Genomic DNA, 26527 nt, shown 5'->3' with positions numbered 1-26527 from the left:
AGTGCCAGAGAGAGGGAAGGAATCGACCGACCATGTTAGTTGCTCATTTGCCCGCCGCACGTGATTTTCTTTACGGGTGAGCGCTGGGGAACAGTTGAGGATCACCGATCCCGCGGTGATGCGCGCGTTGGCGCATCCCGCCCGGATCGCGATCATGGAGCACCTTGCCGGCAGCGTCGAAGACGTGACCGCCACCGAGTGCGCCGGAGTGGTCGGCCTGTCGCCTAGTGCGACGAGCTACCACCTGCGCGCGCTGGCCAAGGCCGGTCTGATCGAGGACGCACCGAGCCGCGGCGACGGGCGCGAGCGCGTCTGGCGGACCCGCATGCGGGGGTACTCCATAGAGCTGGAGCGGGGCGCCGACTCGGAGGCCAAGGCGGCCGAGCGGGCGGTGACCGACGTGTTCCTGGCGCGCGGCGACGAGCGGGTCCGGCAGTGGGTCGCGAAGGCGGCCGAGGAGGCGCCGGAGTGGTACGACGCGGCGCTGATGAGCGAGACCGTGCTGCTGGTGACCGCCGCCGAGCTCAGGGACATCACCGCGAAGATGCTGGAGATGCTGGAGCCGTACAAGAAGAGCGTGCGACAGAACGACCCGCCCGAGGGGTCGCGGCGCTCGGTGCTCCAGGTCCGGGCGGTCCCGCTGGACTGAAGCGGACAGCGGCGTCGGCCTATTGCTTCAGCGCGATGTGAAAGACATACTGTGAAACATGTCTTTCACATCGCGCTGGCGCGACGTCGTCATCGCCTCGGTCGCCCAGCTCATGGCCGCGCTGGGCACCTTCCTGGTGATGACGACCCTGGTGCTCGCGCTACAGGAGCGCGGCGGCAGCGGTCTACAGGTGGCGCTGCTCGTGGTCGCCGAGACGCTGCCGGTCGTGGTGCTCGCCCGCTGGGTCGGCCGCCTGGTCGACCGGGTGGACAGCCGCCTGCTGCTGATCGTGTCGGGCGTCGGCCAGGTCGGGTCGGCGTTCGCCCTGGCCTACGCCACGCGGTACGAGTGGGTCATGGCGGGTGCCGTCGCGTTGGCCGCCGCCACCGCCGTCGCCCAGCCGACCCGCTCGGCGCTGCTGCCCGCGATGGTCACCCGAGAGGACCTGGCCCGCGCCAACGCGATCGGGCAGACCGCCGGGTCCATCGGCATGATGGCCGGGCCGGCGCTGGCCGGGCTGCTCGTCGGCACCGTCGCCGTCGAGCAGACGCTGCGGGTGTCGGCGCTGGCGTTCGGCTTCACCGTGCTGGCCGGGCTGCTGCTGCGCACCCGCCGGGGCGGTGCCGCCGCCGTCCGCGAGGACGCGGCGCGGCCCGGGTCCGAGCCGGTCGCCTGGCGGCTGCGCGACGACCGGATGTACTGGGTGATGGTGTGGAGCCTCGCGCTGATCATCGGTCTGGTGTCGGCGGTCAACGTCGCCGAGGTGTTCTTCGTCCGCGAGACCCTCGGCGCATCCGCCGTCCTGTACGGCGTGGTCACCTCCGCCTGGACCGTGGGCATGCTCGGCGGCGCCTGGCTGATGGCCCGGCTCATCCGCCCCACCACCGCCGACGGCGCCCTGGTCCGCTGGATCTTCCTCGGCCTGGCCGGCATCTGCGGCGCGGTGGTGCTCTGCGGCACCGTCACCGCCGCGGTCTGGATCGCCCCGTGCTGGCTGGCGGGCGGCCTGGTCAACGGCGGTCAGAACGTCATCGCGGGCACGCTGCTCGGCCGCCGGGTGCCCGCTGCCGCGCGCGGCCAGGCCGCCGCCGCGGTCCAGTCGCGGGTGCAGGGCGGCGGGCTCGCCGGGTTCTTCGTCGGCGGCGTGGTGCTCGACCTGATCGACGCGCGCTGGGTCGTGCTCGGCGCGGGCGCGCTCGGCCTGCTCGGGATACTGCTGGTCACGCCCGTCGTGCGCAGCGTCACGGGAGGTACGCGTACGTCACCGCAGGCCCAGGCGACGGCCGCCTGATCGTCCGGCCCGGGTAGGCTCCCTGATCATGAGCGCAGTGCAGCGTCCCCGGGTCGGACACATCCAGTTCCTGAACTGTCTCCCCCTGTACTGGGGGCTGATGCGCTCGGGTGCGCTGCTCGACGTCGACCTGCACAAGGACTCCCCCGACCAGCTCAACCGGGCGCTGGTCGCGGGCGACCTCGACATCGGCCCGATCTCGCTGGTCGAATACCTGCGCCACGCCGACGAGCTGCTGCTCCTGCCCGACCTCGCGGTCGGCTCGGACGGCCCGGTGCTGTCGGTCAACGTCGTCTCGCAGGTGCCGCTGACCGAGCTCGACCAGACCAAGGTGGCGCTGGGCAGCACCTCGCGCACGGGCGTGCTGCTGGCGCAGATGCTGCTCCAGGAGCGCTACGGCGTACGCCCCGAGTACTTCCGCTGCCCGCCCGACCTCAGCGCGATGCTGCTCGACGCGCAGGCCGGGGTGCTCATCGGCGACGTCGCGCTGCGCGCGCTGTTCGAGGCGCCGCGGCGCGGGCTGGCCGTCACCGACCTCGGCCAGGCCTGGCGCGAGTGGACCGGCCTGCCCATGGTCTTCGCCGTGTGGGCCGTGCGCCGCGACTTCGCCGCCGCCCACCCGGGGCTGGTCAAGGACGTGCACGAGGCGTTCCTGCGCTCGCGCGACCTGAGCCTGGCCGGGCTCGACGAGGTCGCCACCGCGGCGGCCCGCTGGGAGCCGTTCGACGCCGCGACGCTCGCCTCGTACTTCCGCGTCCTGGACTTCTCGCTGGGCAGCCGCCAGATCAACGGCCTGCGCGAGTTCGCCCGCCGCGCCACCGCCCTCGGCGAAGCTCCCGCGCTCCCCGAGTCGGGCCCGGAGTTCATGCCCCTCTGACCGGGCCCGCCCTGCCACCCCCGCCGGGGGCAGGCGGGTCGATCATGCAGTTTCGGGGAAACTGCTGGAATCGGCGCGTGAATTCGTGCAGTTTCCCCGAAACTGCACGATCACGCCCAGCGTGATCACGCCCAGCGCGCGCCCGCCCGGGGGCGCGGCGCGCGGCGGGTGGGGTCAGACCAGGTCGGTGGCGGTGCGGAGCTGGGTGGCGACGGACCTGGCGATGTCGCCGCCGGCGGACCACGGCTTGCTCAGCGGGGGCCGGGTCATGACCGCCATGGTCCAGGTGTCGCCCAGGGCCATGCAGTTGACGGTCCAGAAGCCGAGTGCCTGCCGGTCGACCCAGCCGTTCTTGATGGCGATGGTCTTCTGCTCGTCGGCGGGCCAGGCCCGGCGGATGCCGAAGTCGCCGTCACCGCGTACGTTGCGCATCTCGTTGACCAGCCAGGTGGTCCACCGGGGCCCCGCGGCGGTGCCGTTGCCGATGCAGTTGGCGATGCGGCAGGTGTCGCGGGCGGACAGCTGGGTGGTGCTCCAGCCGTCACCGGCCCGGGAGTCGGTGAGCTTGCAGATCGAGACGAGGCGGCCGATGGTGGCCGAGCGGCCCAGCTCGCCGTAGAGCGTCGAGGCGGGCTCGTTGGCGCTGTCGCGGATCATCGTGCTGATCATGTTCATGCGCGCGGTGCTCGGGGTGGTGCCGGACTCGGTGGCGCGGCGCAGGTAGTCCGCGGCCAGCCACGCCTTGATCATCGAGGCGGTCATGTTGGTCTGGTGGAAGTTCGGCGAGCCGATGATCCGGCCCGACGACCGGTCCATCAGCGCCCAGCTCCACCAGTGCGAGACGTTGACGCTGACCAGACCGGTGGTCGTCTCGGTCAGGGACGCGTGCTCGATCCCGGGCGCACCCGGCTGCACCGGCACGGTCCCGGCGGCTTCGCGGCTCGGGCTGGGCGAGACCGACGCCGCGGGCGACGCCGTCGCCGACGGGGTGGGCGAGTTCGACGGCAGGGTGGTGCCGAGGACGCCGGGGGTGCCGGTCTCGCCGCGGGAGGCCAGCCAGAAGCCGCCGCCGGTCAGCGCGGCCAGGCCGGCGCCGCCGGCCAGCAGCGCACGGCGTCGGGTCATCAACTGCTTCATGAGGGGGCTCCGGGGGGAAGAGCGGGTGGCACGGGGGGTGGGGCGGTCAGGCTCTCGGCAGGAGCTGACCTGCGACGCTGGCGCAGACGCCGGCACCGTACTGCAGCCCGTTTTCGACGGGGTAACGGGTCATCACGCTCATGATCCAGTCGTCGCTGACGGCGAGGCAGTTCAGGTGCCAGTTGCTGTCGGCGCCGATGGCGGTCCAGCCGTTCTTGATGGCGAGGGTGCGGGCGACGGTGCCCGGCACGCCGTCGATGATGCCCCACCGGCCGCCGCCGCGGGTGGCCTGCTGGTCAGCGGGGGCGGTGCTCCCCTCGACCTGGCGCATCTCGGACATCACCCAGCCGGTCCACTGCGGCCCGGCGGCGGTGCCGTCGGCGACGCAGGAGGCCAGCCGCAGCGCGTCGCGCGGCGACATCTGGGTCCGGCTCCACCAGGAGGGGTACGCCGAGGTGTCGGTCATGCCGCACATCTCGATCATCCGGCGCACCGACTCGTCCTTGCCGTTCGCGACGTACAGGGCCTGGGCGGCCCGGTCGTCGGAGTGGCGGACGGCGTCGCTCGCCTTGGTGAGCCAGTCCTGGGTGACGGTCTGGCCGCTCTCGGCGGCGCGGCGCAGGTAGTCCGAGACCAGCCAGATCTTGATCATGGATTCGGTGCTGCTGGTCTGGTTCGCGTTCTTGGCCGCGACCACCTCGCCGGTGTGCCGGTCGAGCATGGCCCAGCCGATGAAGTCGCCCTGGTAGTCGAGCGTGACCCGCCCCGCGACCAGCGACCGGCTCGGCCGCTGGTTGCTGACGTGCCGGGTGGTCGCGGGCCCGGGTGTCGTCGAGGGGCTCGCGGCGGCGGTGCTCGGGCTGGCGGCGGCCGTCGCGGCCGGGGTGGAGGCCGCGGGCTCCGGGCTCGTCGCGGGCTGGGCCGGTGCCGGGACAGCGCTCACCACGGTGGCCTCCGAGCCGGTGAGGGCCGATGCCGCGGATGGGATCAGCACTGCCAGGACCATAACGCCGAGCGCCGTGGTCGTGGCAGTGAAGGGGGTACGCCGGGGCATGGGGGTGCTCCTCGGGGGTGACGTCGCTGTCAGGGGTGCACATCCCGGCGAGGGGCCCGCCGGAACGTGAACAAAGTTAGGCCGCAACGCTGGGAGCTGCCTTTATGCCGGTCTTGCCCGAGCGTGAACCGGCTTGTTCCGGTGACGCAGGTCACGGGCGAGCCTGTCGATTGCGACGGAACGTAGTCAGGATTGCGCAATCAGCGACGCTGGTTGTGACAGTTGTTGCGCATATCGGCGCAGCCCTGTAACACTGGCCGCATGGACACCCCGATGCCTGGCGTCGCGGGCGCGGACAGCCTGCTCGGCGAGGTCGAGGAGGCGGAGGCGGCGCTGCGTGCCGCCGCCGACCGGGCCCTCGACGGGCCGGCCTCGTTCGACGCCGTCATCGCCGCCGACCAGAAGATCGAGCCGCGCGACGTGATGCCGGAGGCGTACCGGGCGGGGCTCATCCGCCAGATCGCCCAGCACGCGCACTCCGAGATCATCGGGATGCAGCCCGAGGGCAACTGGATCAGCCGCGCGCCGACGCTGCGCCGCAAGGCGATCCTGCTGGCCAAGGTGCAGGACGAGGCCGGCCACGGCCTCTACCTCTACGCCGCGGCCGAGACGCTGGGCGTCAGCCGCGAGGAGCTGAACGAGGCGCTGCTCACCGGGAAGCAGAAGTACAGCTCGATCTTCAACTACCCCACGCTGAGCTGGGCCGACGTCGGCGCGATCGGCTGGCTGGTGGACGGGGCGGCCATCGTCAACCAGGTCCCCCTGTGCCGCTGCTCGTACGGGCCGTACGCCCGCGCCATGATCCGCGTGTGCAAGGAGGAGTCCTTCCACCAGCGCCAGGGCTACCAGTCGCTGTACGTGCTGGCCCAGGGCACGCCCGAGCAGCGGGCCATGGCCCAGGACTCGGTCGACCGCTGGTGGTACCCGTCGCTGGCCATGTTCGGCCCGCCCGACGCCGACTCCACCCACTCCGCGCAGTCGATGGCGTGGAAGGTCAAGCGCTTCTCCAACGACGAGCTGCGCCAGCGCTTCGTCGACATGTGCGTGCCGCAGGCCGAGATCCTCGGGCTCACCCTGCCCGACCCGGAACTGCGCTGGAACGACGAGCGCGGCCACTACGACTACACCTCGCCCGACTTCGGCGAGCTGATGCGCGTGGTCAAGGGCGACGGCCCGTGCAACCGGCAGCGGATGGCGCACCGCAACCGCGCCCACGCCGACGGCGCCTGGGTGCGCGAGGCGTCCGCCGCGTACGCGGCCAAGGCGAGCAACCGGAAGGAACTGGTGGACGCATGAGCACGGAACCCCTGTGGGAGGTGTTCATCCGGCCGCGGCGCGGCCTGGCGCACACCCATGCCGGGAGCCTGCACGCGCCCGACGCGGCCATGGCGCTGCGGCACGCGCGTGACCTGTACACCCGCCGCCAGGAGGGCGTCTCCATCTGGGTCGTGCCCGCCGCGGAGATCACCGCGTCGAGCCCGGACGAGAAGGACCCCTTCTTCGACCCGGCCGCCGACAAGATCTACCGGCACCCGACCTTCTACGAGCTGCCCGAAGGGGTGGCACACCTGTGAGCACCACACCTGACCTGCTCGCCCTCGGCGACGACGCGCTCATCGCGGCGCAGCGGCTGGCCGAGTGGGTGTCGCGCGCGCCCACGCTGGAGGAGGACGTGGCGCTGGCCAACATCGCCCTCGACCAGCTCGGCGCCGCCCGGCTGCTGCTGACCGCGGCGGGCGAGCGGCTGGACCCGCCGCGCACCGAGGACGAGCTCGCCTACCTGCGCGCCGACCACGAGTTCCGCAACTGCCTGCTGGCGGAGCTGCCGCTCGGCCCGGCCCGCGGCGACCTGGACTTCGGCTGGACCACGGCCTGGCTGCTGCTGCTGTCGGCGGCGCAGCTGCTGCGCTACACCGACCTGGCCGCCGGGGACGACGTGCTGGCGGCCGCGATCGGGGCGAAGGCGGTCAAGGAGTCGACGTACCACGTGGACCACGCGACGCAGTGGGTGCTGCGGCTGGGCGACGGCACGCCGGAGTCGCACCTGCGCATGCAGGAGGCGCTCGACGCGGTGTGGCCGTACGCGCACGAGCTGACCGAGGGCATCCGGGAGCGCTGGCTGGCACTGGTGGAACCGGTGCTCGCGCAGGCGACGCTGACCCGCCCCGCCGACCGGTGGCAACCGTCCGGCGGCCGCACCGGGCAGCACACCGAGCACCTGGGCTTCCTGCTGGCCGAGATGCAGTCACTGCACCGCGCCCACCCCGGGGCGTCGTGGTGAACACGACCGCGCTGCGTGACCCGCTGGAGCTGGCCGGGGCCGTCCCCGACCCGGAGCTGCGCGTGATCACCATCGCCGAGCTGGGCATCCTGCGCGGCGTCGAGACCGGCGCGGACGGGCGGGTCACCGCGGTCATCACGCCGACGTACTCGGGCTGCCCGGCGATGGACGCCATCGCCGACGACGTACGCGCGGCGCTGGCCGCGGGCGGCTACCCGGACGCGCGGGTGCGGACCGTGCTCAGCCCGGCCTGGTCCACCGACATGATCACCGAGTCGGGGTGGGCCGCGCTGCGCCGCACGGGCATCGCCGCGCCCGGCGAGGGCGGCACCCCGTCCTGCCCGCACTGCGCGGGCGGCTCGGCCGGTGCCGACGGACCGGTGGTGGTGCAGCTCAGCCGGTACGCCTCGACGCCGTGCCAATCGCTGTGGCGCTGCCACGGCTGCCTCGAACCGTTCAACGCGATCAAGAAGCTGTGAGCCGTGAGCCCGACTTTCCATGAGCTGACCGTGGCCGCCGTCGAGCAGCTGACCCCGTCGGCGGTGGCGCTGACCCTGGCGGTGCCCGAGCCGCTGCGCGAGGTGTTCGCGTTCCGGCCGGGACAGCACGTGACGGTGCGCCTCGACGAGGCGGAGCGGCGGTCGTACTCGATCTGCTCGACGCCTGCCGACCTGCGTGAGCACGGCCTGCTGACGATCGGGGTGAAGCGGGTGCCGGGCGGTGCCTTCTCGACCCGGGCGCAGGAGCTCGCGCCCGGCGAGCCGCTCGCGGTGCTGCCGCCGCTCGGCCGGTTCACCACCGAGCTCGACCCGGCCCGCGCCCGCCGCTACGGCGCGATCGTGGCCGGCTCCGGGGTCACCCCGGTGCTGTCGCTGGCCGCCACCGCCCTGGGCACCGAGCCGGGCAGCACGTTCACGGTGCTGTGCGGCAACCGCAGCGCCGCCGAGGTGATGTTCGCCGACGCGCTGGCGGACCTGAAGGACCGCTTCCCGGGGCGGTTGCAGCTGGTCCATGTCCTGTCGCGGGAGATGCAGCCCAGCGAGCTGCTGTCCGGGCGGCTGGACGCCGACCGCACCACGGCGCTGCTGAAGGCGTTCGAGCTGGCGGCGGTGGACGAGTGGTTCCTGTGCGGGCCGCTGGGTGTGGTGCGCTCGGCGCGCGAGGCGCTGGCGGCGGTCGGTGCCGCCGGGCGGGTGCACGTGGAGCTGTTCCACGCCGAGGAGCCGCCGCCACTGGCGGCCGCGGTCGAGGGCGGCGGGACGGTCGGCGTCCGGATCCTCCTGGACGGACGGTCGACCGAGTTCGCGATGGAGCGGGGCGAGCGGGTGCTGGACGCGGCGCTGCGGCACCGCGGCGAGCTGCCGTACGCCTGCAAGGGCGGCGTCTGCTCGACCTGCCGCGCCAAGGTGGTCTCGGGCTCGGTGGAGATGGCGGCGAACTGGGCCCTTGAGCCCGACGAGCTGGCCGCCGGATACGTGCTGACCTGCCAGTCGACCCCCACCAGCGACGACCTGGCCCTCGACTTCGACGCCTGAGCTGGAGAGACGAGGAAGGGCACCTTCTCACCGCATCACGCGGTGGAAGGTGCCCTTCCTCACCTCACCTCAGGGCAGGGGGTGGTGGGTGAAGAAGTCCCAGATGAGGGTGTCGGCGTCTACCGGGTGATCGCCCCCGACGGGCCAGTCGTGGCCCATGTCGATCACGCTGTAGACGACGTGTTCGGTGCCCCCGGCGCAGGCGGCGGTGTAGCGGTGGGCCTTGCCGTGCGGGCCGTTCAGGGTGCGGACGGCGGGTTCGCCGCAGGCGGCCAGGCGGCGCCACAGGTTGTTGGTGCCCGGCCAGGAGCCGGCGAACCGGTCGACGCTGCCCTGGAAGGTCAGCAGGGAGACCGGCGTCGCCAGCGGCGGGGCGGCGTCCCGCTCGGTCTCGATGCGGCCGCTGACCGGCGCGAGCGCGCCGAAGCGCCCCGGCAGGTCGCGGGCGAGCCGGTAGGTGAACGCGGCGCCGTTGGAGAAGCCCGCCGCGTACGTCCGCTTCGGGTCGGCGCCCCAGTCGCGCGACAGGTGGTCGAGCAGGGCGGCGACGAAGCCGACGTCGTCGGCGCCGCCGGAGGCCGAGGTGTTCCAGCGCTCACCGAACCCCTGGGGGTACGCGACGAGGAAGCCCTTCGCGTCGGCGACCGGTGTCATCCGGCTGATCCTTTCGGCGTCCGCGCCGGTCCCGGGCTGTCCGTGGAAGACCAGCACCAGCGGCAGCACGGTGCCCGGGGTCCAGCCGGGCGGGGCGTGCAGCCGGTAGTCGCGGCGCACCCCGCCGTGCAGCAGGGCGAGGTCGTGGCCGCCCGGCCCCGGGTGCTCGGGCGGCAGGCTCACGGCCGGGCTGGGCGGGGCGGCGGTCGTGGGTGGCTCGCCGGTGGCGGCGCAGCCCGTGAGTACGGTGGCGAGGGTCAGCAGCACGGCGAAATGTTTCACGTGAATCCCCCCTATGTCAGAGTCGACATGTCAGAAGTTACATAGTGAGGAGGCGCGATGCGGGCGCGCGACGGTGACGATTCGGCATCGGTGTCCGGTTCGGCGCTCGGTTACGCCCTGCTCTCGCTGCTCACCCGGGGTCCGGCGACCGGTTACCAGCTGACGCAGCGGATGAAGTCCCCGATCGGCCACTTCTGGACCGCCAAGCACAGCCAGATCTATCCGGAGCTGGCCCGGCTCGCGGCGGCGACGTGGGTCGAGCTGGCCGAGGGTGCCGGTCCGGGCCCCCGGGCGAAGAAGACGTACACGCTGACCCCGGCCGGGCTGGCCGCCCTGGGCGAGTGGCTGGTGCGGCCGCCGGTGGTGGCGCCCCGCAGCGAGACCGTGCTGAAGGCGTACGCGGCGAACAGCGCCGATCCGGTGGCCATGGCCGACCTGTACGCCCGCATCGCCGCCCGCCAGCGCGACCTGCTGGACGAGTGGGAGCAGGAGGCGGCCATGCTGCGCGGCACCGGCCACGACCGGCCCGACCACCCGGGGTTCGGCAACTACGCGGTGCTGCTCATGGGGATCGAGTCGGCCCGCGCGACGGGCGCGTGGGCGCAGTGGCTCGCCACCTGCCTGCGGACCGGACGTGCCGCGGCGTTCGGCGACCCGATACCCTCGGGGACGTGACTGGGAACCGGGAGATCGACAGCATCGTGCAGCGGGCCGCCGACGGTGGCCGCATCAGCGCCGAGGAGGCGCTGCTGCTCTACACCGACGCACCGTTCCACGCGCTCGGCGAGGCGGCTGACGCGGTGCGGCGGCGGCGCTACCCGGACGGCATCGTCACGTACCTGATCGACCGCAACATCAACTACACGAACGTCTGTGTCACCGCGTGCAAGTTCTGCGCCTTCTACCGGGCGCCCAAGCACGCCGAGGGCTGGACCCACGACACCGCCGAGATCCTGCGCCGCTGCGGCGAGGCGGTCGAGCTCGGCGCGACCCAGGTGATGCTCCAGGGCGGCCACCACCCCGAATACGGCGTGGAGTACTACGAGAACCTGTTCTCGTCGGTGAAGCAGGCGTACCCGGACCTGATGATCCACTCGATCGGGCCGAGCGAGATCCTGCACATGGCCAAGGTCTCCGGCGTCTCCATCGAGGACGCGGTCGTCCGGATCAAGGCCGCGGGCCTGGACTCGATCGCGGGCGCAGGCGCCGAGATGCTGCCCGAGCGCCCCCGCCGGGCGATCGCCCCGCTCAAGGAGTCCGGCGAGCGCTGGCTGGAGGTCATGGAGGTCGCGCACCGCCACGGCGTCGAGTCGACCGCCACCATGATGATGGGCACCGGCGAGACCAACGCCGAGCGGATCGAGCACCTGCGGATGATCCGCGACGTGCAGGACCGCACGGGCGGCTTCCGGGCCTTCATCCCGTGGACGTACCAGGCGGAGAACAACCACCTCAAGGGCCGCACCCAGGCCACCACGCTGGAATACCTGCGCCTGATCGCGGTGGCCCGCCTGTTCTTCGACAACGTCAACCACCTCCAGGCCTCCTGGCTCACCACCGGCAAGGACGTGGGCCAGCTCGCGCTGCACATGGGCGTCGACGACCTCGGCTCGATCATGCTGGAGGAGAACGTCATCTCCTCGGCCGGTGCCAAGCACCGGTCCAACCTGGTCGACCTGGTGCAGCTCATCCGCACCGCCGGGCGCATCCCGGCCCAGCGCGACACGCTCTACCGCCACCTGGACGTGCACTGGACCCCGGCGGACGACCCGACCGACGAGCGCATCACCTCGCACTTCTCCTCGATCGCGATCCCGGGCGGCGGCGTCGGCAAGACCCTGCCGCTGGTCGAGGCCCGCTGACGGTTCCGGGTTCCGGTGGCGTCCCGGCGCCGGGTACGGGCGGCGGACATCGGGCTGTAGTGAGCGACGGCATATGCCGAAGTGACCGATCAGCCCATGTTCCGGGCGGTTGTCCCTATCTATCGTCCACGCGTGCGTGAACGGGGAACGTCTCTGGCGGCGCGGGCCGCGACGGTGCTGCTGTCGGCGGCCGTGCTGGTGCTCGGCGCGGCGCTGCCGTCCTGGGCCGACGGCAAGGCCGACCTGGCGGTGCGGGCGATGGCGGTGCGCGAGGTGAAGCTCGGCGACACCGTCACCATGCGGCTGGGCGTGGTCGACTACGGCCCGGCCGCGCCCGCGTCGAGTGCGCGCCTGACGTTGCAGGCGCCGCGCGGCACCAGGTTCGTACGCGGCTCGGTGGACCACGGCGGCGGTGCCTGCGAGATCAACTCCCTGGACACCAGGGTCGTCTGCGGGCTGACCCGGACCCAGCAGTGGAAGGACGTCCAGCCGGGCGGCCCCATGGTGTGGGGCACCTTCCAGCTGGTGGTGGTCGGCAAGATCGGGTCGGTGGGGTCGGCGGTGGTGAGCTGCTCCTGCGACCCGTACTCGCCGAACAACCGGACCGCCCTGGTGCTCAACGGCAACAACCCGCCCGCGCCCAAGCCGGGCCCGCACACCTCGCCCACCCCGTCGAAGTCGGCCTCGCCCTCGGCCACGCCCAGCCCGACCCCGGTCGAGATGCCGACCGAGGCCAGCCCCGTGGTGCCGACCGACGTGGCTCCCGGCGCCGACGGTTCCGGGTCCGCGCCGGAGGACGACTCCGGCGTCGACCTGCTGTTCGTGATCGGCGGCGCGGCCGTGGTGCTGGCGCTGGGCGGGCTCGGGTTCGCGGTCTACCTGTGGCGCAACAGCAGCGACGACGAGGACGACGAAGCCGGCGAGTAGCCGGTCGCGGCGGGTATCGGCCGATCAGCCCATCCCCCGCCCAGTGACGCCCGCCTATGGTCCACTGGTGATCAGGCGGGGATGGGCGGCAGTGCTGGGCGTGCTGGCCGTGGCGGCGTCGGCGGTGCCGGCGTACGCGGCCGGAGGCTCGGATCTGGCCGTGGGCGCGCGCCCGGCCGTCGGGAAGGTCAACGGCGTCGTCGGGCTGGAGCTGTCGATCGCCAACTTCGGCCCGGACCAGGTCGGCGCGACGGTGAAGGTCCGCTTCGACTACACGGCCCCGCCCGGCACCCGGTTCGTGGGCGGGTTCGAGGGCGAGGACTGCAACCTGCGCGAGGACTCGACGCGGGCGGAGTGCTACACGGTCGGGCCGTGGCCCGGCGTCGCGCCCGACGGCAAGGCGGTGTGGCGCACGGTCCAGGTGCGCATCGACGGCCCGGTCACCGGCCGGGGCTCGCTCAAGGTGACCTGCTCATGCGACCCGAACGCGGCCAACGACCAGGTGCCGCTGCTCGTCAACGACCCCGGCCCGGCTCCGTCGGCCACCCCGCAGGCATCCCCGGCCGCCGCCTCGGCGCCCGCCCGGTCCAGCATGGCGCCGTCCGTCTCGCCGCAGGCCTCGGCGGTGCCGGTGGCGGAGTCGCCTGACTCCGGCACGGGCGTCGTCGCGGTGCCGGAGGCGGTGCCGGCGGCTGCCGACCCAGACCTGAGCAGCGCCAGCCGTACGCTGATCATCGTCATCCTGTGCGTGGTGCTGATCGGGCTGCTCGCGCTGGCGGTCGCCGTCTACGTGCTGCGGCGCGGCGCCGAGCGCGACGGCTGACCAGCGCTCGCGGCAGCGCCGCGCGGGTGGCGCGGCAGACGGCGGGGTGAGCCGGATGCCGGGTCACCGGAGCCGTTTGGCAGAGTGACGCCATGACGCGCGCAGACCTGGACAAAGAGCCGAACGAGATCGCCGCGATGTTCGACGGCGTGGCCGAGAACTACGACAAGACGAACTCGGTGCTGTCGTTCGGTCAGGACAAGTCGTGGCGGCGCGCGACCCGCTCTGCGCTGGACCTCAAGCCGGGTGAGAAGGTGCTCGACCTCGGCGCGGGCACCGGCGTCTCCACCGAGGAACTGGCCCGCTCGGGGGCGTACGTCGTGGGCGCGGACCTGTCGCTGGGCATGCTCAAGGTCGGCCGGCGCACCCGCCCGCACGTGCCGCTGACGGCGGCCGACGCGCTGGCACTGCCCTTCGCGGACGAGACGTTCGACGCGGTCACCATCTCGTTCGCGATCCGCAACGTGGCGAACACCCCGGCGGCCCTGCGCGAGCTGGCCCGGGTCACCAAGCCCGGCGGCCGCCTGGTCATCTGCGAGTTCTCGCACCCGACCAACGGCGCGTTCCGCACCGTCTACCTCCAGTACCTCATGCGCTCGCTGCCCGCGGTGGCCCGCCGGGTCGCCAGCAACCCCGAGGCGTACGTCTACCTGGCCGAGTCGATCCGGGCCTGGCCCGACCAGCGCGAGCTCGCCGCGATCATCGGCGAGAACAACTGGTCGCAGGTGAAGTGGCGCAACCTGACCGGCGGCATCGTCGCCCTCCACCGCGCCACCCGCCCCTGACGGGCCCGCGTCGCCCCGGCGCGCGCCCGCCCCGCCGCCGCGCGGGGCTGTTCGTGCAGTTTCGGGGAAACTGCACGAATCAACGCGGCCATTCCAGCACTTTCCCCGAAACTGCACCCTGCCCAGCCCCGCCCCGGGGACGATCGGGGTATGGGGTACGAGGAGAGTGCGGTGCTCGGCACCCTCGGCGGGGGGTACGGGGAACCGCCGGTGCGGGTGGCCGACCTGGAGGCGGCGGCGCGGCGGCGTGCGGCCGCGCGGCAGGCTGAACGCGAACGCCTCGCGAAGGCGGACCGGCCTGATCCTGAACCGGCGGCACCGGCGGCGAGCCCCGAATCCTGACCACCGCCGACGCGTCCGGGCGGCTGTGCCGACGGGTGCGGGCATCCTAGTGGCTTGATCGCCGCGGCGGGCCGGAAACGCCGCCATACCTGCCGTCCCTTAGGTACTTAGGCTCACCTAACCACTACGTGGTCTCGGCGCAGTTCTAGACTGCACGCCGGACTGGCTTGTGAAGACTTTCACGAGCCCGGAACGAGCGTTAAGGCCGAGGTGGAGGTGAGCATGACACCGACCGATGTCGATGCAGATGTGATCGTCGTAGGTGCCGGTCCGGGGGGCTCCGCCACCGCGTTCCACCTTGCCAAGCACGGTGTGAAGGTCCTGCTGCTGGAGAAGACCGAGTTCCCCCGGGAGAAGGTCTGCGGCGACGGCCTGACCCCGCGCGCGGTCAAGCAGCTGATCGACATGGGCGTGGACGTCAGCCCCGAAGCCGGCTGGCTGCGCAACAAGGGCCTGCGCGTCATCGGCGGCGGCGTACGGCTGGAGCTGGACTGGCCCGAGCTGGCCAGCTTCCCCGACTTCGGCCTCGTCCGCACCCGCATGGACTTCGACGACATGCTCGCCAAGTGTGCCGTGGCCGCCGGTGCCGACCTGCGGACCGGCCACAACGTGACCGGCCCGGTGCTCGACGCCGAGGGCCGCGTCGTCGGCGTCGAGGTGAAGACGGCCGAGGGCGTCAAGGTCATGCGCGCGCACCTGGTGGTCGCCGCCGACGGCGTCTCGGGCCGGTTCCCGCTCGCGCTGGGCATCACCAAGCGCGAGGACCGCCCGATGGGCGTCGCGGTGCGCCGCTACTACCACTGCGAGGCCAAGGCCAACGACGACTACCTGGAGTCGTGGCTGGAGCTGCGCAGCCGGGAGGCGGGCAGCGCGCAGCTGCCCGGGTACGGCTGGATCTTCGGTCTCGGCGACGGCCGGATCAACGTCGGCCTGGGCGTGCTCAACTCGTCCAAGGCCTACCAGCAGACCAACTACCGCACGATGCTGACCGACTGGCTCACCGCGACCCCGCCGGAGTGGGGCCTGACCGAGGCCAACGCGGACGGCAAGATCCTGGGCGCGGCGCTGCCGATGGGCTTCAACCGCGTTCCGCACTACACCCGCGGCATGGTGCTGGTGGGTGACTCCGGCGGCATGGTCAACCCCTTCAACGGCGAGGGCATCGCGTACGCGATGGAGTCTGGCCAGCTCGCAGCCGAAGTGATGATCCAGGCGCTGGCGCGCCCGGCCGGTCCGGCCCGGGAGCTCGCGTTGCAGGGGTACGGCACCGAGCTGCGGCGCCGGCTCGGCGGGTATTACCGCATCGGCGGCGTCTTCGTGAAGCTGATCGGCAACCCGCAGGTCATGAAGGTCGCCACCAAACACGGCATGCCGCACCCGACGCTGATGCGCTTCGTACTGAAGCTGCTGGCGAACCTGACCGATCCTCGCGGTGGCGACGCGATGGACCGGATCATCAATGCCCTGTCCCGCGTGGCACCCGCTGTCTAGCGGAACGCCGCGCGAGGATCTTACGAGTACCGCAACCAGGCGAAACAGCCCGCCTGAACCAGAGGAAGGGACGCAGGCAAGTGTCGCTCTCCGCGTACATCCCGATTGTGGGGCTCTTCGCGCTCGCCGGTGCCTTCGGGCTCTTCTCGGTGGCGGCTGCACCCTTCATCGGACCCCGTCGCTTCAACAAGGCGAAGCTGGACGCCTATGAATGCGGCATCGAGCCGACCCCTCAGCCGGTCGGCGGCGGACGCTTCCCGGTCAAGTTCTACCTGACCGCGATGCTCTTCATCGTCTTCGACATCGAGATCATCTTCCTCTACCCGTGGGCTGTCAGCTTCAACGCGCTGGGCAGCTTCGCGTTCTGGGAGATGATCATGTTCATTGGCACGGTGTTCGTCGCGTACGCCTATGTGTGGCGTCGCGGCGGCCTGGATTGGGACTGACATGGGACTCGAAGAGAAGCTCCCGAGCGGGGTGCTGCTCACCACCGTCCAGGGGCTCGTCAACTGGACTCGCAAGGCCAGCTTCTGGCCGGCCACCTTCGGCCTGGCCTGCTGCGCCATCGAGATGATGGCCACCGGTGCGGCCCGGTTCGACTCGGGCCGCTTCGGCATGGAGGTCTTCCGGGCGTCGCCCCGCCAGGCCGACCTGATGATCGTGGCCGGCCGGGTCAGCCAGAAGATGGCCCCGGTGCTGCGCCAGATCTACGACCAGATGCCCGAGCCCCGCTGGGTGCTCTCGATGGGTGTCTGCGCGTCGTCGGGCGGCATGTTCAACAACTACGCGATCGTGCAGGGCGTCGACCACGTCGTGCCCGTCGACATGTACCTGCCCGGCTGCCCGCCGCGGCCGGAGATGCTGCTCGACGCGATCCTCAAGCTGCACGACAAGATCCTGGCCGAGCCGCTCGGCGCCGGTGGGCGCAAGATGCTGGCCGCCAAGGAGGCCCGCGAGGGCAAGCCCGTCGTCGCGCCGGGCGCCATGCCCTCCAGCTACCGGTACAACAAGCAGCTGCGCCACGAGTGGGAGCAGGCCGCTGCCGAGGGCCGCGAGGAGCAGCTGCGCATCGAGAAGTGGATGGAGCGCAACCGATGACTCAACCTGAGGGCCTCTTCGGGGTCACCGGGTCCGGTGACACGTCCGGCTTCGGCGGCCTGGTCCGCAAGCGGCCGGTGGTGCTGGAGGCGCAGCGCCCCCTGGGCGGCGACTTCGACGAGATCGTGGACGCGCTGGAGGAGGCGTACCCCGGCTTCGGCGACGCCATCGAGCGCATCGTGATCGACCGGGGCGAGCTGACCCTGCACATCGTCCCGGCGAAGATCGCCGAGGTGTGCCAGGTGCTGCGTGACGACGCGTCGCTGCGCTACGAGCTGTGCAGTTCGGTGTCGGGCGTGGACTACCTCAGCGAGGAGCGCCGCCTGCACGTGGTGTACCAGCTGACCTCGATGACGTACCGCCGCCGGCTGCGCCTGGAGTGCGCGGTCACCGTCGCCGACCCGCACCTGCCCAGCGTCACCCAGGTCTACCCGACCGCGGACTGGCAGGAGCGCGAGGCGTACGACATGTTCGGCGTCATCTTCGACGGCCACCCCAACCTGACCCGGATCCTGATGCCGGACGACTGGGACGGCCACCCGCAGCGCAAGGACTACCCGCTGGGCGGGGTCCCGATCGAGTACAAGGGCGCCGAGATCCCGCCGCCCGACGCGCGGAGGTCATACCGATGAGCAACGCTGGTTACGCGCAGGAGCGCGAGACGACCGAGGGCAAGGTCTTCACCGTCACCGGTGGCGACTGGGACTCCATCGTCTCGGGCCACGACCCGCTGCACGACGAGCGCATCGTCGTCAACATGGGTCCGCAGCACCCGTCCACGCACGGCGTGCTCCGCCTGGTGCTGGAGCTGGAGGGCGAGACGGTCACCGACGCCCGTACCGTCGTCGGCTACCTGCACACCGGTATCGAGAAGAACATCGAATACCGCACCTGGACCCAGGGCACGACCTTCGTGACCCGGATGGACTACCTCGCCCCGATCTTCAACGAGACGGCGTACTGCCTCGCGGTGGAGAAGCTGCTGGGCATCGAGGACCAGATCACCGAGCGCGCCACCACCATCCGCGTGCTGATGATGGAGCTCAACCGGATCTCCTCCCACCTGGTGTGGCTGGCGACGACCGGCATGGAGCTCGGCGCGCTGTCGATGATGATCTACGGCTTCCGCGAGCGCGAGTTCATCCTCGACATCTTCGAGATGATCACCGGTCTGCGCATGAACATGGCGTACGTCCGGCCCGGCGGCGTGTCGCAGGACGTGCCCCCGGAGGCGGTCAAGAAGATCCGCGAGTTCCTGGGCTTCATGCCCAAGCGGATCAAGGAGTACGAGGACCTGCTCTCCGGCCAGCCGATCTGGACCGCGCGCACCAAGGGCGTGGCCGTGCTCGACGTCACCGGTTGCGTGGCGCTCGGCATCACCGGCCCGGTGCTGCGCAGCTCCGGCCTGGCCTGGGACCTGCGCAAGACCATGCCGTACTGCGGTTACGAGACGTACGAGTTCGACGTCCCGACCCAGCCCGACGGCGACGTGTGGTCCCGCTACCTGGTCCGTCTGGCCGAGATGCGTGAGTCGCTGAAGCTGGTCGAGCAGGCGCTGGACCGGCTCAAGCCGGGCCCGGTCATGGTCGAGGACAAGAAGATCGCCTGGCCGGCGCAGCTGGCCGTGGGCAACGACGGCCTGGGCAACTCGCTGGAGCACGTCGCGCACATCATGGGTCAGTCGATGGAGTCGCTGATCCACCACTTCAAGCTGGTCACCGAGGGCTTCCGGGTCCCGGCCGGCCAGGTGTACGTGCCGATCGAGGCGCCGCGCGGCGAGCTCGGCGCGCACGTGGTCTCCGACGGCGGCACCCGGCCCTTCCGGGTGCACTTCCGCGAGCCGAGCTTCGTCAATCTCCAGGCCATCCCGGCGATGGCGGAGGGCGGCCTGCTGGCCGATGTGATCGCGGGCGGGGCCAGCCTCGACCCGGTGATGGGTGGGTGTGACCGATGACAGCGCCGAAGACTGACGTCTTCACCGAGGAGACCCTGGAGCGGGCCCGCGAGATCGTCGCGCGCTACCCCGAGGGCAAGCAGCGCTCGGCGCTGCTGCCGATGCTGCACCTGGTGCAGTCGGTCGAGGGCTACGTGTCGCCGAACGGCGTGACGTTCTGCGCCGAGCAGCTGGGCCTGACCAAGGCCCAGGTCGGCGCGGTCGCGACGTTCTACACGATGTACAAGCGCCGCCCGACCGGTGACTACCTGGTCAGCGTCTGCACCAACACGATGTGCAACGTGCTCGGCGGCCAGGCCGTCTACGACGAGCTGTCGCAGGCGCTGGGCGTCGGCCACGACGAGACCACCGAGGACGGCAAGATCACGCTGGAGCACGCCGAGTGCCTCGCCGCGTGCGACTACGGCCCGGTGCTCACCGTCAACTACGACTTCTTCGACGGGGTCACCCCGGAGAGCGCGCTGGAGCTGGCCGCGGGCCTCAAGTCGGGCAAGCGCCCGATGCCGACCCGCGGCGCCCGCCTGTGCACCCTCAAGGAGATGTCGTTGCAGCTGGCGGGCTTCGCCGACGAGCGCGAAGGCGCGGTCGCCGACGGCCCGGCGGGCGACGCCACCCTGCGCGGCCTGCGCCTGGCGCAGGAGCACGGGATCAGCCCGGCCGGTTTCGACATCAACACCCCGATCCCGACTCCCTCGAAGGAGGCGGCGAAGTGACCACGCCAAGCAAGGCCGTGCTGGAGAAGCTCACGCCGGTCCTGACCAAGCGCTGGCTGTCGCCGGACGCGTGGCGCCTGGACGTGTACGAGCGCCTCGACGGCTACGCCGCCCTGCGCAAGGCGCTGGCCGTGCACCCCGACGACCTGATCGCCCTGATCAAGGACTCCGGCCTGCGCGGCCGCGGCGGCGCGGGCTTCCCCACGGGCCTGAAGTGGGGCTTCATCCCGCAGAACGACGGCAAGCCGCACTACCTGGTCGTCAACGCCGACGAGGGTGAGCCGGGCACCTGCAAGGACCTGCCGCTGATGACGCACGACCCGCACTCGCTGGTCGAGGGCGTCATCATCGCGTCGTACGCGATCCGCGCCAACCGCGCCTACATCTACATCCGCGGTGAGGCGGTGCACGCCGCGCGGCGGCTGCGCCACGCGGTGCAGGAGGCGTACAAGGCCGGCTACCTGGGCAAGAACATCCTCGGCACCGGGTACGAGCTGGACCTGGTGGTGCACTCCGGCGCGGGTGCCTACATCTGCGGCGAGGAGACGGCGCTGCTGGACTCGCTGGAGGGCTTCCGCGGCCAGCCCCGGCTGCGCCCGCCGTTCCCGGCGACGCACGGCCTCTACGCCAGCCCGACCGTGGTCAACAACGTCGGCACCATCGCCAGCGTGCCGTACATCGTGCTCGGCGGCGCGGCGTGGTGGAAGACGATGGGCACGGAGAAGTCGTCCGGTCCGATGATCTACTCGCTGTCCGGCCGGATCAAGAACCCGGGCCAGTACGAGTGCTCGATGGGCATCACCCTGCGCGAGCTGATCGAGCTCGCCGGCGGCATGCAGGACGGCCACAAGCTGCGGTTCTGGACCCCGGGCGGGTCGTCCACGCCGCTGCTGGCCGCCGAGCACATCGACACCGCGATGGACTTCGAGTCCGTCGCGGCGGCCGGTTCCATCCTCGGCACCACGGCGACGCAGATCTTCAGCGACCAGGACTGCCCGGTCTACGCGACCTACCGGTGGCTGGAGTTCTACCACCACGAGTCGTGCGGCAAGTGCACCCCGTGCCGCGAGGGCAACTACTGGATGGTCCGGGTCTACCGCCGGATCCTGTCCGGCGAGGGGACCCTGGAGGACCTGGACACGCTGCTGGACACGGCCGGCAACATCCTGGGCCGTTCGTTCTGCGGTCTCGGTGACGGCGCCACCAGTTCGGTGACCTCGTCGCTGCAGTACTTCAAGCAGGACTACCTCGACTACATCGAAGGCCGTACGGCGCCGAAGCTCAGCGCCGCCGCCCTGGCGGGAGCACACTGATGAGCCAGGAAGTACAGAAGCACACCGACACGGTGAAGCTGACCATCGACGGGATCGAGGTGGTCGCGCCCAAGGGCGAACTGGTCATCCGGACCGCCGAGCGGCTCGGCATCGACATCCCGCGGTTCTGCGACCACCCGCTGCTGGCCCCGGCCGGCGCCTGCCGCCAGTGCCTGGTGGACGTCGAGGGCCAGCGCAAGCCGGTCGCGTCCTGCACCCAGACCGTCGCCGACGGCATGGTGGTGCGTACGCAGCTCACCTCCGAGGTCGCCCGCAAGGCGCAGGAGGGTGTGATGGAGCTGCTGCTCATCAACCACCCGCTCGACTGCCCCATGTGCGACAAGGGCGGCGAGTGCCCGCTGCAGAACCAGGCCATGCAGGTCGGCCGGTCGGAGTCGCGGTTCCACGAGCACAAGCGCGAGTACGAGAAGCCGATCAACATCTCGTCGCAGGTGCTGCTGGACCGCGAGCGCTGCGTGCTCTGCCAGCGCTGCACCCGGTTCTCCGAGGAGATCGCCGGCGACAAGTTCATCGACCTGATGGACCGGTCCTCGGCCGAGTCGATCGGCATCTACCGCGACGCCGCCTTCGGTCACGCGCACGTGCACGGCACGACCGACGAGCTGGCATACGACCAGGACGACCCGGAGTCGGGCGACGTGCCCTTCAACTCCTACTTCTCCGGTAACACGATTCAGATCTGCCCCGTCGGCGCTCTGACGAGCGAGCAGTACCGCTTCCGCGCCCGCCCGTTCGACCTGGTGTCGAGCCCCAGCGTGTGCGAGCACTGCTCCTCGGGCTGCGCCCAGCGCACCGACCACCGCCGCGGCAAGGTGCTGCGCCGCCTGGCCGGGTCCGACGCGCAGGTCAACGAGGAGTGGAACTGCGACAAGGGCCGGTGGGGCTTCCGCTACGCCACCGCCTTCGACCGGCTCACCACCCCGCTGGTGCGCGACGCCGAGAGCGGTGAGCTGCGCGAGGCGTCCTGGACCGAGGCGCTGCGCGTCGCGGCCGAGGGCCTGCGCGCGGCGCGCGACGGGGCGTACGGCGTCGGCGTGCTGACCGGCGGCCGCCTGACCGTCGAGGACGCCTACGCGTACGCCAAGTTCGCCCGCGTCGTGCTCAACAGCAACGACGTCGACTTCCGGGCCCGGCCGCTGAGCGCCGAGGAGGCCGACTTCCTGGCCTCGTCGGTGGTGGGCGAGACCGGCGTCACCTACGCCGACCTGGAGCAGGCCAAGCACGTGGTGCTGGTCGGCTTCGAGCCGGAGGAGGAGAGCCCGATCGTCCTGCTGCGCCTGCGCAAGACGGCGGCGAAGCGCAAGCTCAAGGTCACCTCGGTGGCGCCGTTCCTGACCCGCGGCTCGGAGAAGGCCGGCGCCTCGCTGGCCGAGTGCGTGCCCGGCCAGGAGCCTGCGGTGCTGAGCAACCTGGAGGGTATCGACCCGGGCACCGTGATCCTGGTCGGCGAGCGCCTGGCCACCGTGCGCGGCGGCTTCTCGGCCGCGGCGGCGCTGGCCGCGCGGACCGGCGCGAAGCTGGCCTGGGTGCCGCGCCGCGCCGGTGACCGTGGTGCGGTCGACGCGGGCTGCCTGCCGAACCTGCTGCCCGGCGGCCGCTCGGTGGCCGACGCCGCCGCGCGGGCCGAGCTGTCCGGTGCCTGGGGTGTCGCCGCGGGCGTCATCCCGAGCAAGCCGGGCCGCGACACCGACGCGATCCTGGCCGCCGCCGCGGCGGGCAAGCTGGGTGCGCTGGTCGTGGCGGGTGTCGACCCGTCCGATCTGGCCCACCCGCAGGCCGCCGAGGAGGCGCTGGACAAGGTCGGCTTCCTGGTCTCGCTGGAGCAGCGGATGAGCAGCGTCAGCCGCAAGGCCGACGTGGTCTTCCCGGTCGCCGTCGACGCGGAGAAGTCCGGCTCGTACGTCAACTGGGAGGGCCGCCTGCGCACGTTCGAGCAGGCGCTGGAGACCCCGAACACCGGGGCCAAGCTGACCGACGCCCGGGTGCTCGACGCCTTGGCGGCGCAGCTCGGCACGACGCTGGGCGTCGCCGACGTCCAGACCGTGCGCCGTGAGCTGGGCAGCCTGCCCGCGACCGCCGCCCCGCGCCCGTCGGCTCCGGCCGAGGTCGGCGCCGCGGCCCCGTCGCTCAAGGACGGCGAGGCCATCCTGGCCACCTGGGCGCAGCTCATCGACCTGGGCAGCATGACCGACGGCGACGAGGTGCTGGCCGGCACCGCCCGCCCGCCGGTGGTGCGCCTGTCCAAGGCCCGCGCCGCCGCGCTGGGCGTCGCCGACGGCGACCCGGTGACGGTCGGGACCGCGCGGGGTGCGATCACCCTGCCGGCCGCCCTCACCGAGATCTCCGACGACGTCGTCTGGCTGCCGACCAATTCGCCGGGCTCCACCCTGCGGCGCGCGCTCGGCGTGTCGGCCGGTGCGGTGGTCACCGTTAGCGGAGGAACCAAGAAATGATCCTCTCCTTTTTGTCCGACGTGCCGCCGCTGACTCCGCTCGGCGGCGACCCGACGCTGGAGGACTTCGGCAAGGACCCCTGGTGGATCGTCCTCATCAAGGTCCTGGCGGTCTTCGTCTTCCTCGTCGTGATGACCCTGTTCACCATCTGGTACGAGCGCCGCGTGGTCGCCCGGATGCAGGTGCGCCCCGGCCCGAACCGGCACGGGCCCTTCGGTCTGCTCCAGTCGCTGGCCGATGGTCTGAAGCTGGCGTTCAAGGAAGACATCATGCCGCTCAAGGCGGACAAGATCGTCTTCTTCATCGCGCCGGTCATCTCGACGGTCTGCGCGTTCACCGCCTTCGCGATCATCCCGTTCGGGCCGATGGTGTCGATGTTCGGTGTGAAGACGCCGATGCAGCTCACCGACATCCCGGTGGCGGTGCTGCTGGTGCTGGCCTGCTCCGGCATGGGCATCTACGGCATCGTGCTGGGCGGCTGGGCCTCGGGCTCGACCTACCCGCTGCTGGGCGGCCTGCGCTCCAGCGCGCAGCTGATCTCGTACGAGGTCGCGATGGGTCTGTCCTTCGTGGCGGTCTTCATGACCGCGGGCACCATGAGCACCTCCGGGATCGTCGCCGCGCAGGCGCACGGCGGTCACGCGGGGCCGGTGCCCACCCCGGGCTGGTTCGCGCTGCTGCTGCTCCCGAGCTTCGTGATCTACTCGATCGCGGCGGTCGGTGAGACCAACCGCGCCCCGTTCGACCTCCCCGAGGCCGAGTCGGAGCTGGTCGGCGGCTTCCACACCGAGTACTCGTCGCTGAAGTTCGCGCTGTTCTTCCTGGCCGAGTACATCAACATGGTGACCGTCTCCGCGCTGTGCACCACGCTCTTCCTGGGCGGCTGGCGCGCTCCGGCGCCGATCACCACGGTCTGGGCGGGCGCCAACGGCGGCTGGTGGCCGCTGCTGTGGTTCACCATCAAGGTGCTGCTGCTGCTGTTCGTCTTCGTGTGGCTGCGCGGCACGCTGCCGCGGCTGCGCTACGACCAGTTCATGCGCTTCGGCTGGAAGGTCCTCATCCCGGTCAACCTGGTGTGGATCCTGGCCCTGGCCGGGCTGAAGACCCTGCAGAAGTCGACCTTCTCCACCACCGACCGGCTGCTGATGCTGGGCATCCCGCTGGGTGTGATCATCCTGCTCGCGCTGCTGTGGCCGTCCAAGCCGCAGGAGGAGCCGAAGACGATCGAGGAGCAGGTCGCCGAGCGTCCCGAGGGCAGCTTCCCGCTGCCGCCGATGGACCTGCAGGTGCCGGTCAGCCCGCGGGCCAAGCGCCTGACGGCCGAGCGCGAGACCGTGCCCGCTTCGACCGACAAGGAGGTGTGACATGGGTACGTTCCTGGGCGGCGTGAAGAGCTTCGGCGTGACCTTCTCGCACATGTTCAAGAAGACCGTCACCACCGAGTACCCGGAGAAGCCGGACGCCACGGCCCCGCGCTACCACGGTCGGCACATCCTCAACCGGTGGCCGGACGGCCTGGAGAAGTGCATCGGCTGCGAGCTGTGCGCGTGGGCCTGCCCGGCGGACGCCATCTTCGTCGAGGGCGGCGACAACACCGACGAGCAGCGCTACTCGCCCGGCGAGCGGTACGCGTCGAACTACCAGATCAACTACGCGCGCTGCATCTTCTGCGGCCTGTGCATCGAGGCGTGCCCGACCCGCTCGCTCACCATGAGCAACGAGTACGAGCTCGCCCGCGACAGCCGCCAGGACCTGATCTTCACGAAGGAGCAGCTGCTCGCGCCGCTGCTGCCGGGCATGGAGCAGCCGCCGCACGCGATGCGGCTGGGCGCGACGGAGAAGGACTACTACCTGGGTTCGATGAGCAACCCGGGCACGTCGGCGGGAGCTGAGACCCGATGACACTCGCAACTGAGGTGCTCGCCGCGGCGGCCGACCACGTGTCGACCGGCGAGGCGGTTACCTTCTGGATCTTCGGCGTGATCGCCGTGGTCGGCGCGCTCGGCATGGTCATCGCCCGCAACGCGGTGCACTCCGCGCTGTGGCTGGTGCTGACCATGCTCAGCCTGGGCGTGTTCTACATCGTCCAGCACGGCCCGTTCATCGGCATGGTGCAGATCATCGTCTACACCGGCGCCATCATGATGCTGTTCCTCTTCGTGCTGATGCTGGTCGGCCGGGACTCCAGCGACTCGGTGATCGAGACGCTGCGGGGCCAGAAGGTGGCCGCGATCATCCTGGGCGCGGGCCTGGCCGGGCTGCTCGGCTTCGGCGTGTTCCGCGCGACCCAGCACATCAAGCCGGCGGGCCTGGCGGGCGCCAACGCCAGGGGCAACGTCGAGGGCATCGCGGACCTGCTGTTCAAGCAGTACATCTGGGTGTTCGAGGTCACCAGCGCCCTGCTCATCACCGCGGCCGTCGGCGCGATGCTGCTGGCCCACCGCGAGCGGGCCAAGGGCGAGAAGGTCGGCCAGGTCGCCAAGATGCGCGAGCGCTTCGAGCCGGGCAACTACCCCGGCCCGAAGGCCGGCCCGGGTGTCTTCGCGAACTCGACGTCGGTGGCGACCCCGGCGAAGCTGCCGGACGGCACCCCGTCCGAGCGGAGCATCTCGCCGATCCTGCCGACGCGCGAGCTGACCGCGGCCGAGATCGCGAACAAGCCCACCGAGGGGAAGTAAGCGATGACCCCCATGTACTACATCGTGCTGGCCGCCGTGCTCTTCAGCATCGGCGCGACCGGCGTGCTGATCCGCCGCAACGCCATCGTGCTGTTCATGTGCATCGAGCTCATGCTGAACGCGGCGAACCTGGCCCTGGTCACCTTCGCCCGGATGAACGGGACGCTGGACGGCCAGGTCATGGCGTTCTTCTCGATGGTGGTCGCCGCGGCCGAGGTCGTGGTCGGTCTGGCCATCATCATGTCCATCTTCCGCACGCGGCGCTCGGCGAGCGTCGACGACGCCAACCTGCTGAAGTACTGAGGCG

General features: G+C 71.3%; 28 protein-coding genes and 1 pseudogene. 26 read left to right on the top strand and 3 right to left on the bottom strand.

Translation table 11 applies throughout. The features are described from left to right. Nucleotides 1-118: 118 nt before the first annotated feature. The 3 genes from Cs7R123_RS39240 to Cs7R123_RS39230 are packed head-to-tail and all read left to right on the top strand — an operon-like array spanning nucleotide 119 to nucleotide 2817. On the top strand, nucleotides 119-649 hold the full coding sequence (locus tag Cs7R123_RS39240; protein WP_212834213.1) for an ArsR family transcriptional regulator: 531 nt from the start codon (nucleotides 119-121) through the stop codon (nucleotides 647-649). A 58-nt stretch (nucleotides 650-707) separates the two neighbouring features. Further along, on the top strand, nucleotides 708-1940 hold the full coding sequence (locus Cs7R123_RS39235) for an MFS transporter (RefSeq protein WP_212834212.1): 1233 nt from the start codon (nucleotides 708-710) through the stop codon (nucleotides 1938-1940). Nucleotides 1941-1968: 28 nt separating this feature from the next. Then, the gene (locus Cs7R123_RS39230; RefSeq protein ID WP_374707089.1) at nucleotides 1969-2817 is read left to right on the top strand and encodes a menaquinone biosynthetic enzyme MqnA/MqnD family protein; all 849 of its coding nucleotides are present in this window, start codon (nucleotides 1969-1971) and stop codon (nucleotides 2815-2817) included. A gap of 174 nt (nucleotides 2818-2991) precedes the next feature. Here the strand turns inward: Cs7R123_RS39230 and Cs7R123_RS39225 are convergent, their stop codons facing one another. Both Cs7R123_RS39225 and Cs7R123_RS39220 read right to left on the bottom strand, forming a co-directional pair. Continuing rightward, nucleotides 2992-3942: a hypothetical protein gene (locus tag Cs7R123_RS39225; RefSeq protein ID WP_212834210.1), complete on the bottom strand. Its 951-nt coding sequence runs from the start codon at nucleotides 3940-3942 to the stop codon at nucleotides 2992-2994. 58 nt (nucleotides 3943-4000) lie between these two features. After that, on the bottom strand, nucleotides 4001-4948 hold the full coding sequence (locus Cs7R123_RS39220; protein ID WP_244872425.1) for a hypothetical protein: 948 nt from the start codon (nucleotides 4946-4948) through the stop codon (nucleotides 4001-4003). A 321-nt stretch (nucleotides 4949-5269) separates the two neighbouring features. Between Cs7R123_RS39220 and paaA the strand changes: the two genes are divergently transcribed. Genes paaA through Cs7R123_RS39195 form a run of 5 tightly spaced genes read left to right on the top strand, consistent with a single transcriptional unit; the run spans nucleotide 5270 to nucleotide 8824 of the window. Further along, complete coding sequence (paaA, locus tag Cs7R123_RS39215; RefSeq protein ID WP_212834208.1) at nucleotides 5270-6304, top strand: 1,2-phenylacetyl-CoA epoxidase subunit PaaA; 1035 nt, start codon at nucleotides 5270-5272, stop codon at nucleotides 6302-6304. After that, entirely contained in the window at nucleotides 6301-6582 is a 282-nt protein-coding gene (gene paaB / locus Cs7R123_RS39210; RefSeq protein WP_212834206.1) for a 1,2-phenylacetyl-CoA epoxidase subunit PaaB, read from the top strand. Before paaA ends, paaB begins: the two co-directional genes overlap by 4 nt. Next, complete coding sequence (gene paaC, locus Cs7R123_RS39205) at nucleotides 6579-7289, top strand: 1,2-phenylacetyl-CoA epoxidase subunit PaaC (protein ID WP_212834204.1); 711 nt, start codon at nucleotides 6579-6581, stop codon at nucleotides 7287-7289. The genes paaB and paaC overlap by 4 nt, the downstream gene beginning before the upstream one ends. After that, the gene (gene paaD, locus Cs7R123_RS39200) at nucleotides 7286-7768 is read left to right on the top strand and encodes a 1,2-phenylacetyl-CoA epoxidase subunit PaaD (RefSeq protein WP_244872424.1); all 483 of its coding nucleotides are present in this window, start codon (nucleotides 7286-7288) and stop codon (nucleotides 7766-7768) included. The genes paaC and paaD overlap by 4 nt, the downstream gene beginning before the upstream one ends. A 3-nt stretch (nucleotides 7769-7771) precedes the next feature. Continuing rightward, nucleotides 7772-8824 carry a 2Fe-2S iron-sulfur cluster-binding protein gene (locus Cs7R123_RS39195; RefSeq protein WP_212834203.1) on the top strand — a complete coding sequence of 351 codons (1053 nt, stop codon included), beginning with the start codon at nucleotides 7772-7774 and terminating at the stop codon, nucleotides 8822-8824. A gap of 69 nt (nucleotides 8825-8893) precedes the next feature. Here Cs7R123_RS39195 and Cs7R123_RS39190 read toward each other — a convergent pair whose 3' ends face one another. After that, nucleotides 8894-9760, bottom strand: coding sequence for a PHB depolymerase family esterase (locus Cs7R123_RS39190; protein WP_212834202.1), 867 nt, complete (start codon nucleotides 9758-9760; stop codon nucleotides 8894-8896). A 57-nt stretch (nucleotides 9761-9817) separates the two neighbouring features. On the opposite strand from Cs7R123_RS39190, the gene Cs7R123_RS39185 reads away from it, so the two are divergent. The 18 genes and pseudogenes from Cs7R123_RS39185 (at nucleotide 9818) to nuoK (ending at nucleotide 26523) form a co-directional block, all read left to right on the top strand. Continuing rightward, complete coding sequence (locus Cs7R123_RS39185; protein ID WP_212834201.1) at nucleotides 9818-10435, top strand: PadR family transcriptional regulator; 618 nt, start codon at nucleotides 9818-9820, stop codon at nucleotides 10433-10435. Next, nucleotides 10432-11622 carry a cyclic dehypoxanthinyl futalosine synthase gene (gene mqnC, locus Cs7R123_RS39180; RefSeq protein ID WP_212834200.1) on the top strand — a complete coding sequence of 397 codons (1191 nt, stop codon included), beginning with the start codon at nucleotides 10432-10434 and terminating at the stop codon, nucleotides 11620-11622. Before Cs7R123_RS39185 ends, mqnC begins: the two co-directional genes overlap by 4 nt. 132 nt (nucleotides 11623-11754) lie before the next feature. Continuing rightward, the gene (locus tag Cs7R123_RS39175; RefSeq protein ID WP_212834199.1) at nucleotides 11755-12549 is read left to right on the top strand and encodes a hypothetical protein; all 795 of its coding nucleotides are present in this window, start codon (nucleotides 11755-11757) and stop codon (nucleotides 12547-12549) included. A gap of 67 nt (nucleotides 12550-12616) precedes the next feature. Continuing rightward, nucleotides 12617-13372, top strand: a complete 756-nt coding sequence (locus Cs7R123_RS39170; protein ID WP_212834198.1) for a hypothetical protein — start codon at nucleotides 12617-12619, stop codon at nucleotides 13370-13372. Nucleotides 13373-13464: 92 nt separating this feature from the next. After that, nucleotides 13465-14157, top strand: a complete 693-nt coding sequence (locus tag Cs7R123_RS39165) for a demethylmenaquinone methyltransferase (protein WP_212834197.1) — start codon at nucleotides 13465-13467, stop codon at nucleotides 14155-14157. A gap of 150 nt (nucleotides 14158-14307) precedes the next feature. Beyond that, nucleotides 14308-14499 carry a hypothetical protein gene (locus Cs7R123_RS39160; RefSeq protein WP_212834196.1) on the top strand — a complete coding sequence of 64 codons (192 nt, stop codon included), beginning with the start codon at nucleotides 14308-14310 and terminating at the stop codon, nucleotides 14497-14499. A 222-nt stretch (nucleotides 14500-14721) separates the two neighbouring features. Further along, the gene (locus Cs7R123_RS39155; RefSeq protein WP_212834194.1) at nucleotides 14722-15990 is read left to right on the top strand and encodes a geranylgeranyl reductase family protein; all 1269 of its coding nucleotides are present in this window, start codon (nucleotides 14722-14724) and stop codon (nucleotides 15988-15990) included. An 80-nt stretch (nucleotides 15991-16070) separates the two neighbouring features. Continuing rightward, complete coding sequence (locus Cs7R123_RS39150) at nucleotides 16071-16436, top strand: NADH-quinone oxidoreductase subunit A (protein ID WP_212834192.1); 366 nt, start codon at nucleotides 16071-16073, stop codon at nucleotides 16434-16436. A gap of 1 nt (nucleotide 16437) precedes the next feature. Beyond that, complete coding sequence (locus tag Cs7R123_RS39145; RefSeq protein ID WP_212834190.1) at nucleotides 16438-17088, top strand: NADH-quinone oxidoreductase subunit B family protein; 651 nt, start codon at nucleotides 16438-16440, stop codon at nucleotides 17086-17088. Beyond that, the gene (locus Cs7R123_RS39140) at nucleotides 17085-17720 is read left to right on the top strand and encodes an NADH-quinone oxidoreductase subunit C (protein ID WP_212834189.1); all 636 of its coding nucleotides are present in this window, start codon (nucleotides 17085-17087) and stop codon (nucleotides 17718-17720) included. Before Cs7R123_RS39145 ends, Cs7R123_RS39140 begins: the two co-directional genes overlap by 4 nt. Then, nucleotides 17717-19042, top strand: a complete 1326-nt coding sequence (locus tag Cs7R123_RS39135) for an NADH-quinone oxidoreductase subunit D (RefSeq protein ID WP_212834188.1) — start codon at nucleotides 17717-17719, stop codon at nucleotides 19040-19042. The genes Cs7R123_RS39140 and Cs7R123_RS39135 overlap by 4 nt, the downstream gene beginning before the upstream one ends. Beyond that, a pseudogene (gene nuoE, locus Cs7R123_RS39130) lies at nucleotides 19039-19725 on the top strand (NADH-quinone oxidoreductase subunit NuoE); the annotation flags it as partial. The gene Cs7R123_RS39135 and the pseudogene nuoE, both read left to right, overlap by 4 nt. A 26-nt stretch (nucleotides 19726-19751) precedes the next feature. Beyond that, a complete protein-coding gene (gene nuoF / locus Cs7R123_RS39125; protein ID WP_212834186.1) occupies nucleotides 19752-21068 on the top strand; it encodes an NADH-quinone oxidoreductase subunit NuoF in 1317 nt (438 codons plus the stop codon). Continuing rightward, nucleotides 21068-23542 carry an NADH-quinone oxidoreductase subunit G gene (locus Cs7R123_RS39120; protein ID WP_212834185.1) on the top strand — a complete coding sequence of 825 codons (2475 nt, stop codon included), beginning with the start codon at nucleotides 21068-21070 and terminating at the stop codon, nucleotides 23540-23542. Before nuoF ends, Cs7R123_RS39120 begins: the two co-directional genes overlap by 1 nt. Nucleotides 23543-23571: 29 nt before the next feature. Continuing rightward, nucleotides 23572-24906, top strand: coding sequence for an NADH-quinone oxidoreductase subunit NuoH (nuoH, locus tag Cs7R123_RS39115; protein ID WP_212835112.1), 1335 nt, complete (start codon nucleotides 23572-23574; stop codon nucleotides 24904-24906). Nucleotide 24907: 1 nt separating this feature from the next. Further along, nucleotides 24908-25444 (top strand): NADH-quinone oxidoreductase subunit NuoI, encoded by a 537-nt coding sequence (nuoI, locus tag Cs7R123_RS39110; RefSeq protein ID WP_212834184.1) that lies wholly within the window; start codon nucleotides 24908-24910, stop codon nucleotides 25442-25444. Next, on the top strand, nucleotides 25441-26220 hold the full coding sequence (locus Cs7R123_RS39105; RefSeq protein ID WP_212834182.1) for an NADH-quinone oxidoreductase subunit J: 780 nt from the start codon (nucleotides 25441-25443) through the stop codon (nucleotides 26218-26220). The genes nuoI and Cs7R123_RS39105 overlap by 4 nt, the downstream gene beginning before the upstream one ends. Before the next feature lie 3 nt (nucleotides 26221-26223). Further along, the gene (gene nuoK, locus Cs7R123_RS39100) at nucleotides 26224-26523 is read left to right on the top strand and encodes an NADH-quinone oxidoreductase subunit NuoK (protein ID WP_212834180.1); all 300 of its coding nucleotides are present in this window, start codon (nucleotides 26224-26226) and stop codon (nucleotides 26521-26523) included. The last annotated feature ends 4 nt before the right edge of the window (nucleotides 26524-26527 follow it).

Origin of the sequence: Catellatospora sp. TT07R-123 (genome assembly GCF_018327705.1) — a bacterium.
GTDB lineage: Bacteria > Actinomycetota > Actinomycetes > Mycobacteriales > Micromonosporaceae > Catellatospora.
This window is presented reverse-complemented; position numbering and strand designations above follow the sequence as displayed.

Coding starts and splice junctions, on each gene's coding strand:
- Cs7R123_RS39225 (WP_212834210.1), bottom strand. CDS start 3,942: ATGACCCGACGCCGTGCGCTGCTGGCCGGCGGCGCCGGCCTGGCCGCG.
- Cs7R123_RS39160 (WP_212834196.1), top strand. CDS start 14,308: ATGGGGTACGAGGAGAGTGCGGTGCTCGGCACCCTCGGCGGGGGGTAC.
- paaB (WP_212834206.1), top strand. CDS start 6,301: ATGAGCACGGAACCCCTGTGGGAGGTGTTCATCCGGCCGCGGCGCGGC.
- paaA (WP_212834208.1), top strand. CDS start 5,270: ATGGACACCCCGATGCCTGGCGTCGCGGGCGCGGACAGCCTGCTCGGC.
- Cs7R123_RS39120 (WP_212834185.1), top strand. CDS start 21,068: ATGAGCCAGGAAGTACAGAAGCACACCGACACGGTGAAGCTGACCATC.
- Cs7R123_RS39240 (WP_212834213.1), top strand. CDS start 119: ATGCGCGCGTTGGCGCATCCCGCCCGGATCGCGATCATGGAGCACCTT.
- Cs7R123_RS39185 (WP_212834201.1), top strand. CDS start 9,818: ATGCGGGCGCGCGACGGTGACGATTCGGCATCGGTGTCCGGTTCGGCG.
- Cs7R123_RS39235 (WP_212834212.1), top strand. CDS start 708: ATGTCTTTCACATCGCGCTGGCGCGACGTCGTCATCGCCTCGGTCGCC.
- Cs7R123_RS39145 (WP_212834190.1), top strand. CDS start 16,438: ATGGGACTCGAAGAGAAGCTCCCGAGCGGGGTGCTGCTCACCACCGTC.
- Cs7R123_RS39155 (WP_212834194.1), top strand. CDS start 14,722: ATGACACCGACCGATGTCGATGCAGATGTGATCGTCGTAGGTGCCGGT.
- nuoK (WP_212834180.1), top strand. CDS start 26,224: ATGACCCCCATGTACTACATCGTGCTGGCCGCCGTGCTCTTCAGCATC.
- Cs7R123_RS39165 (WP_212834197.1), top strand. CDS start 13,465: ATGACGCGCGCAGACCTGGACAAAGAGCCGAACGAGATCGCCGCGATG.
- Cs7R123_RS39230 (WP_374707089.1), top strand. CDS start 1,969: ATGAGCGCAGTGCAGCGTCCCCGGGTCGGACACATCCAGTTCCTGAAC.
- nuoI (WP_212834184.1), top strand. CDS start 24,908: ATGGGTACGTTCCTGGGCGGCGTGAAGAGCTTCGGCGTGACCTTCTCG.
- Cs7R123_RS39105 (WP_212834182.1), top strand. CDS start 25,441: ATGACACTCGCAACTGAGGTGCTCGCCGCGGCGGCCGACCACGTGTCG.
- Cs7R123_RS39135 (WP_212834188.1), top strand. CDS start 17,717: ATGAGCAACGCTGGTTACGCGCAGGAGCGCGAGACGACCGAGGGCAAG.
- Cs7R123_RS39140 (WP_212834189.1), top strand. CDS start 17,085: ATGACTCAACCTGAGGGCCTCTTCGGGGTCACCGGGTCCGGTGACACG.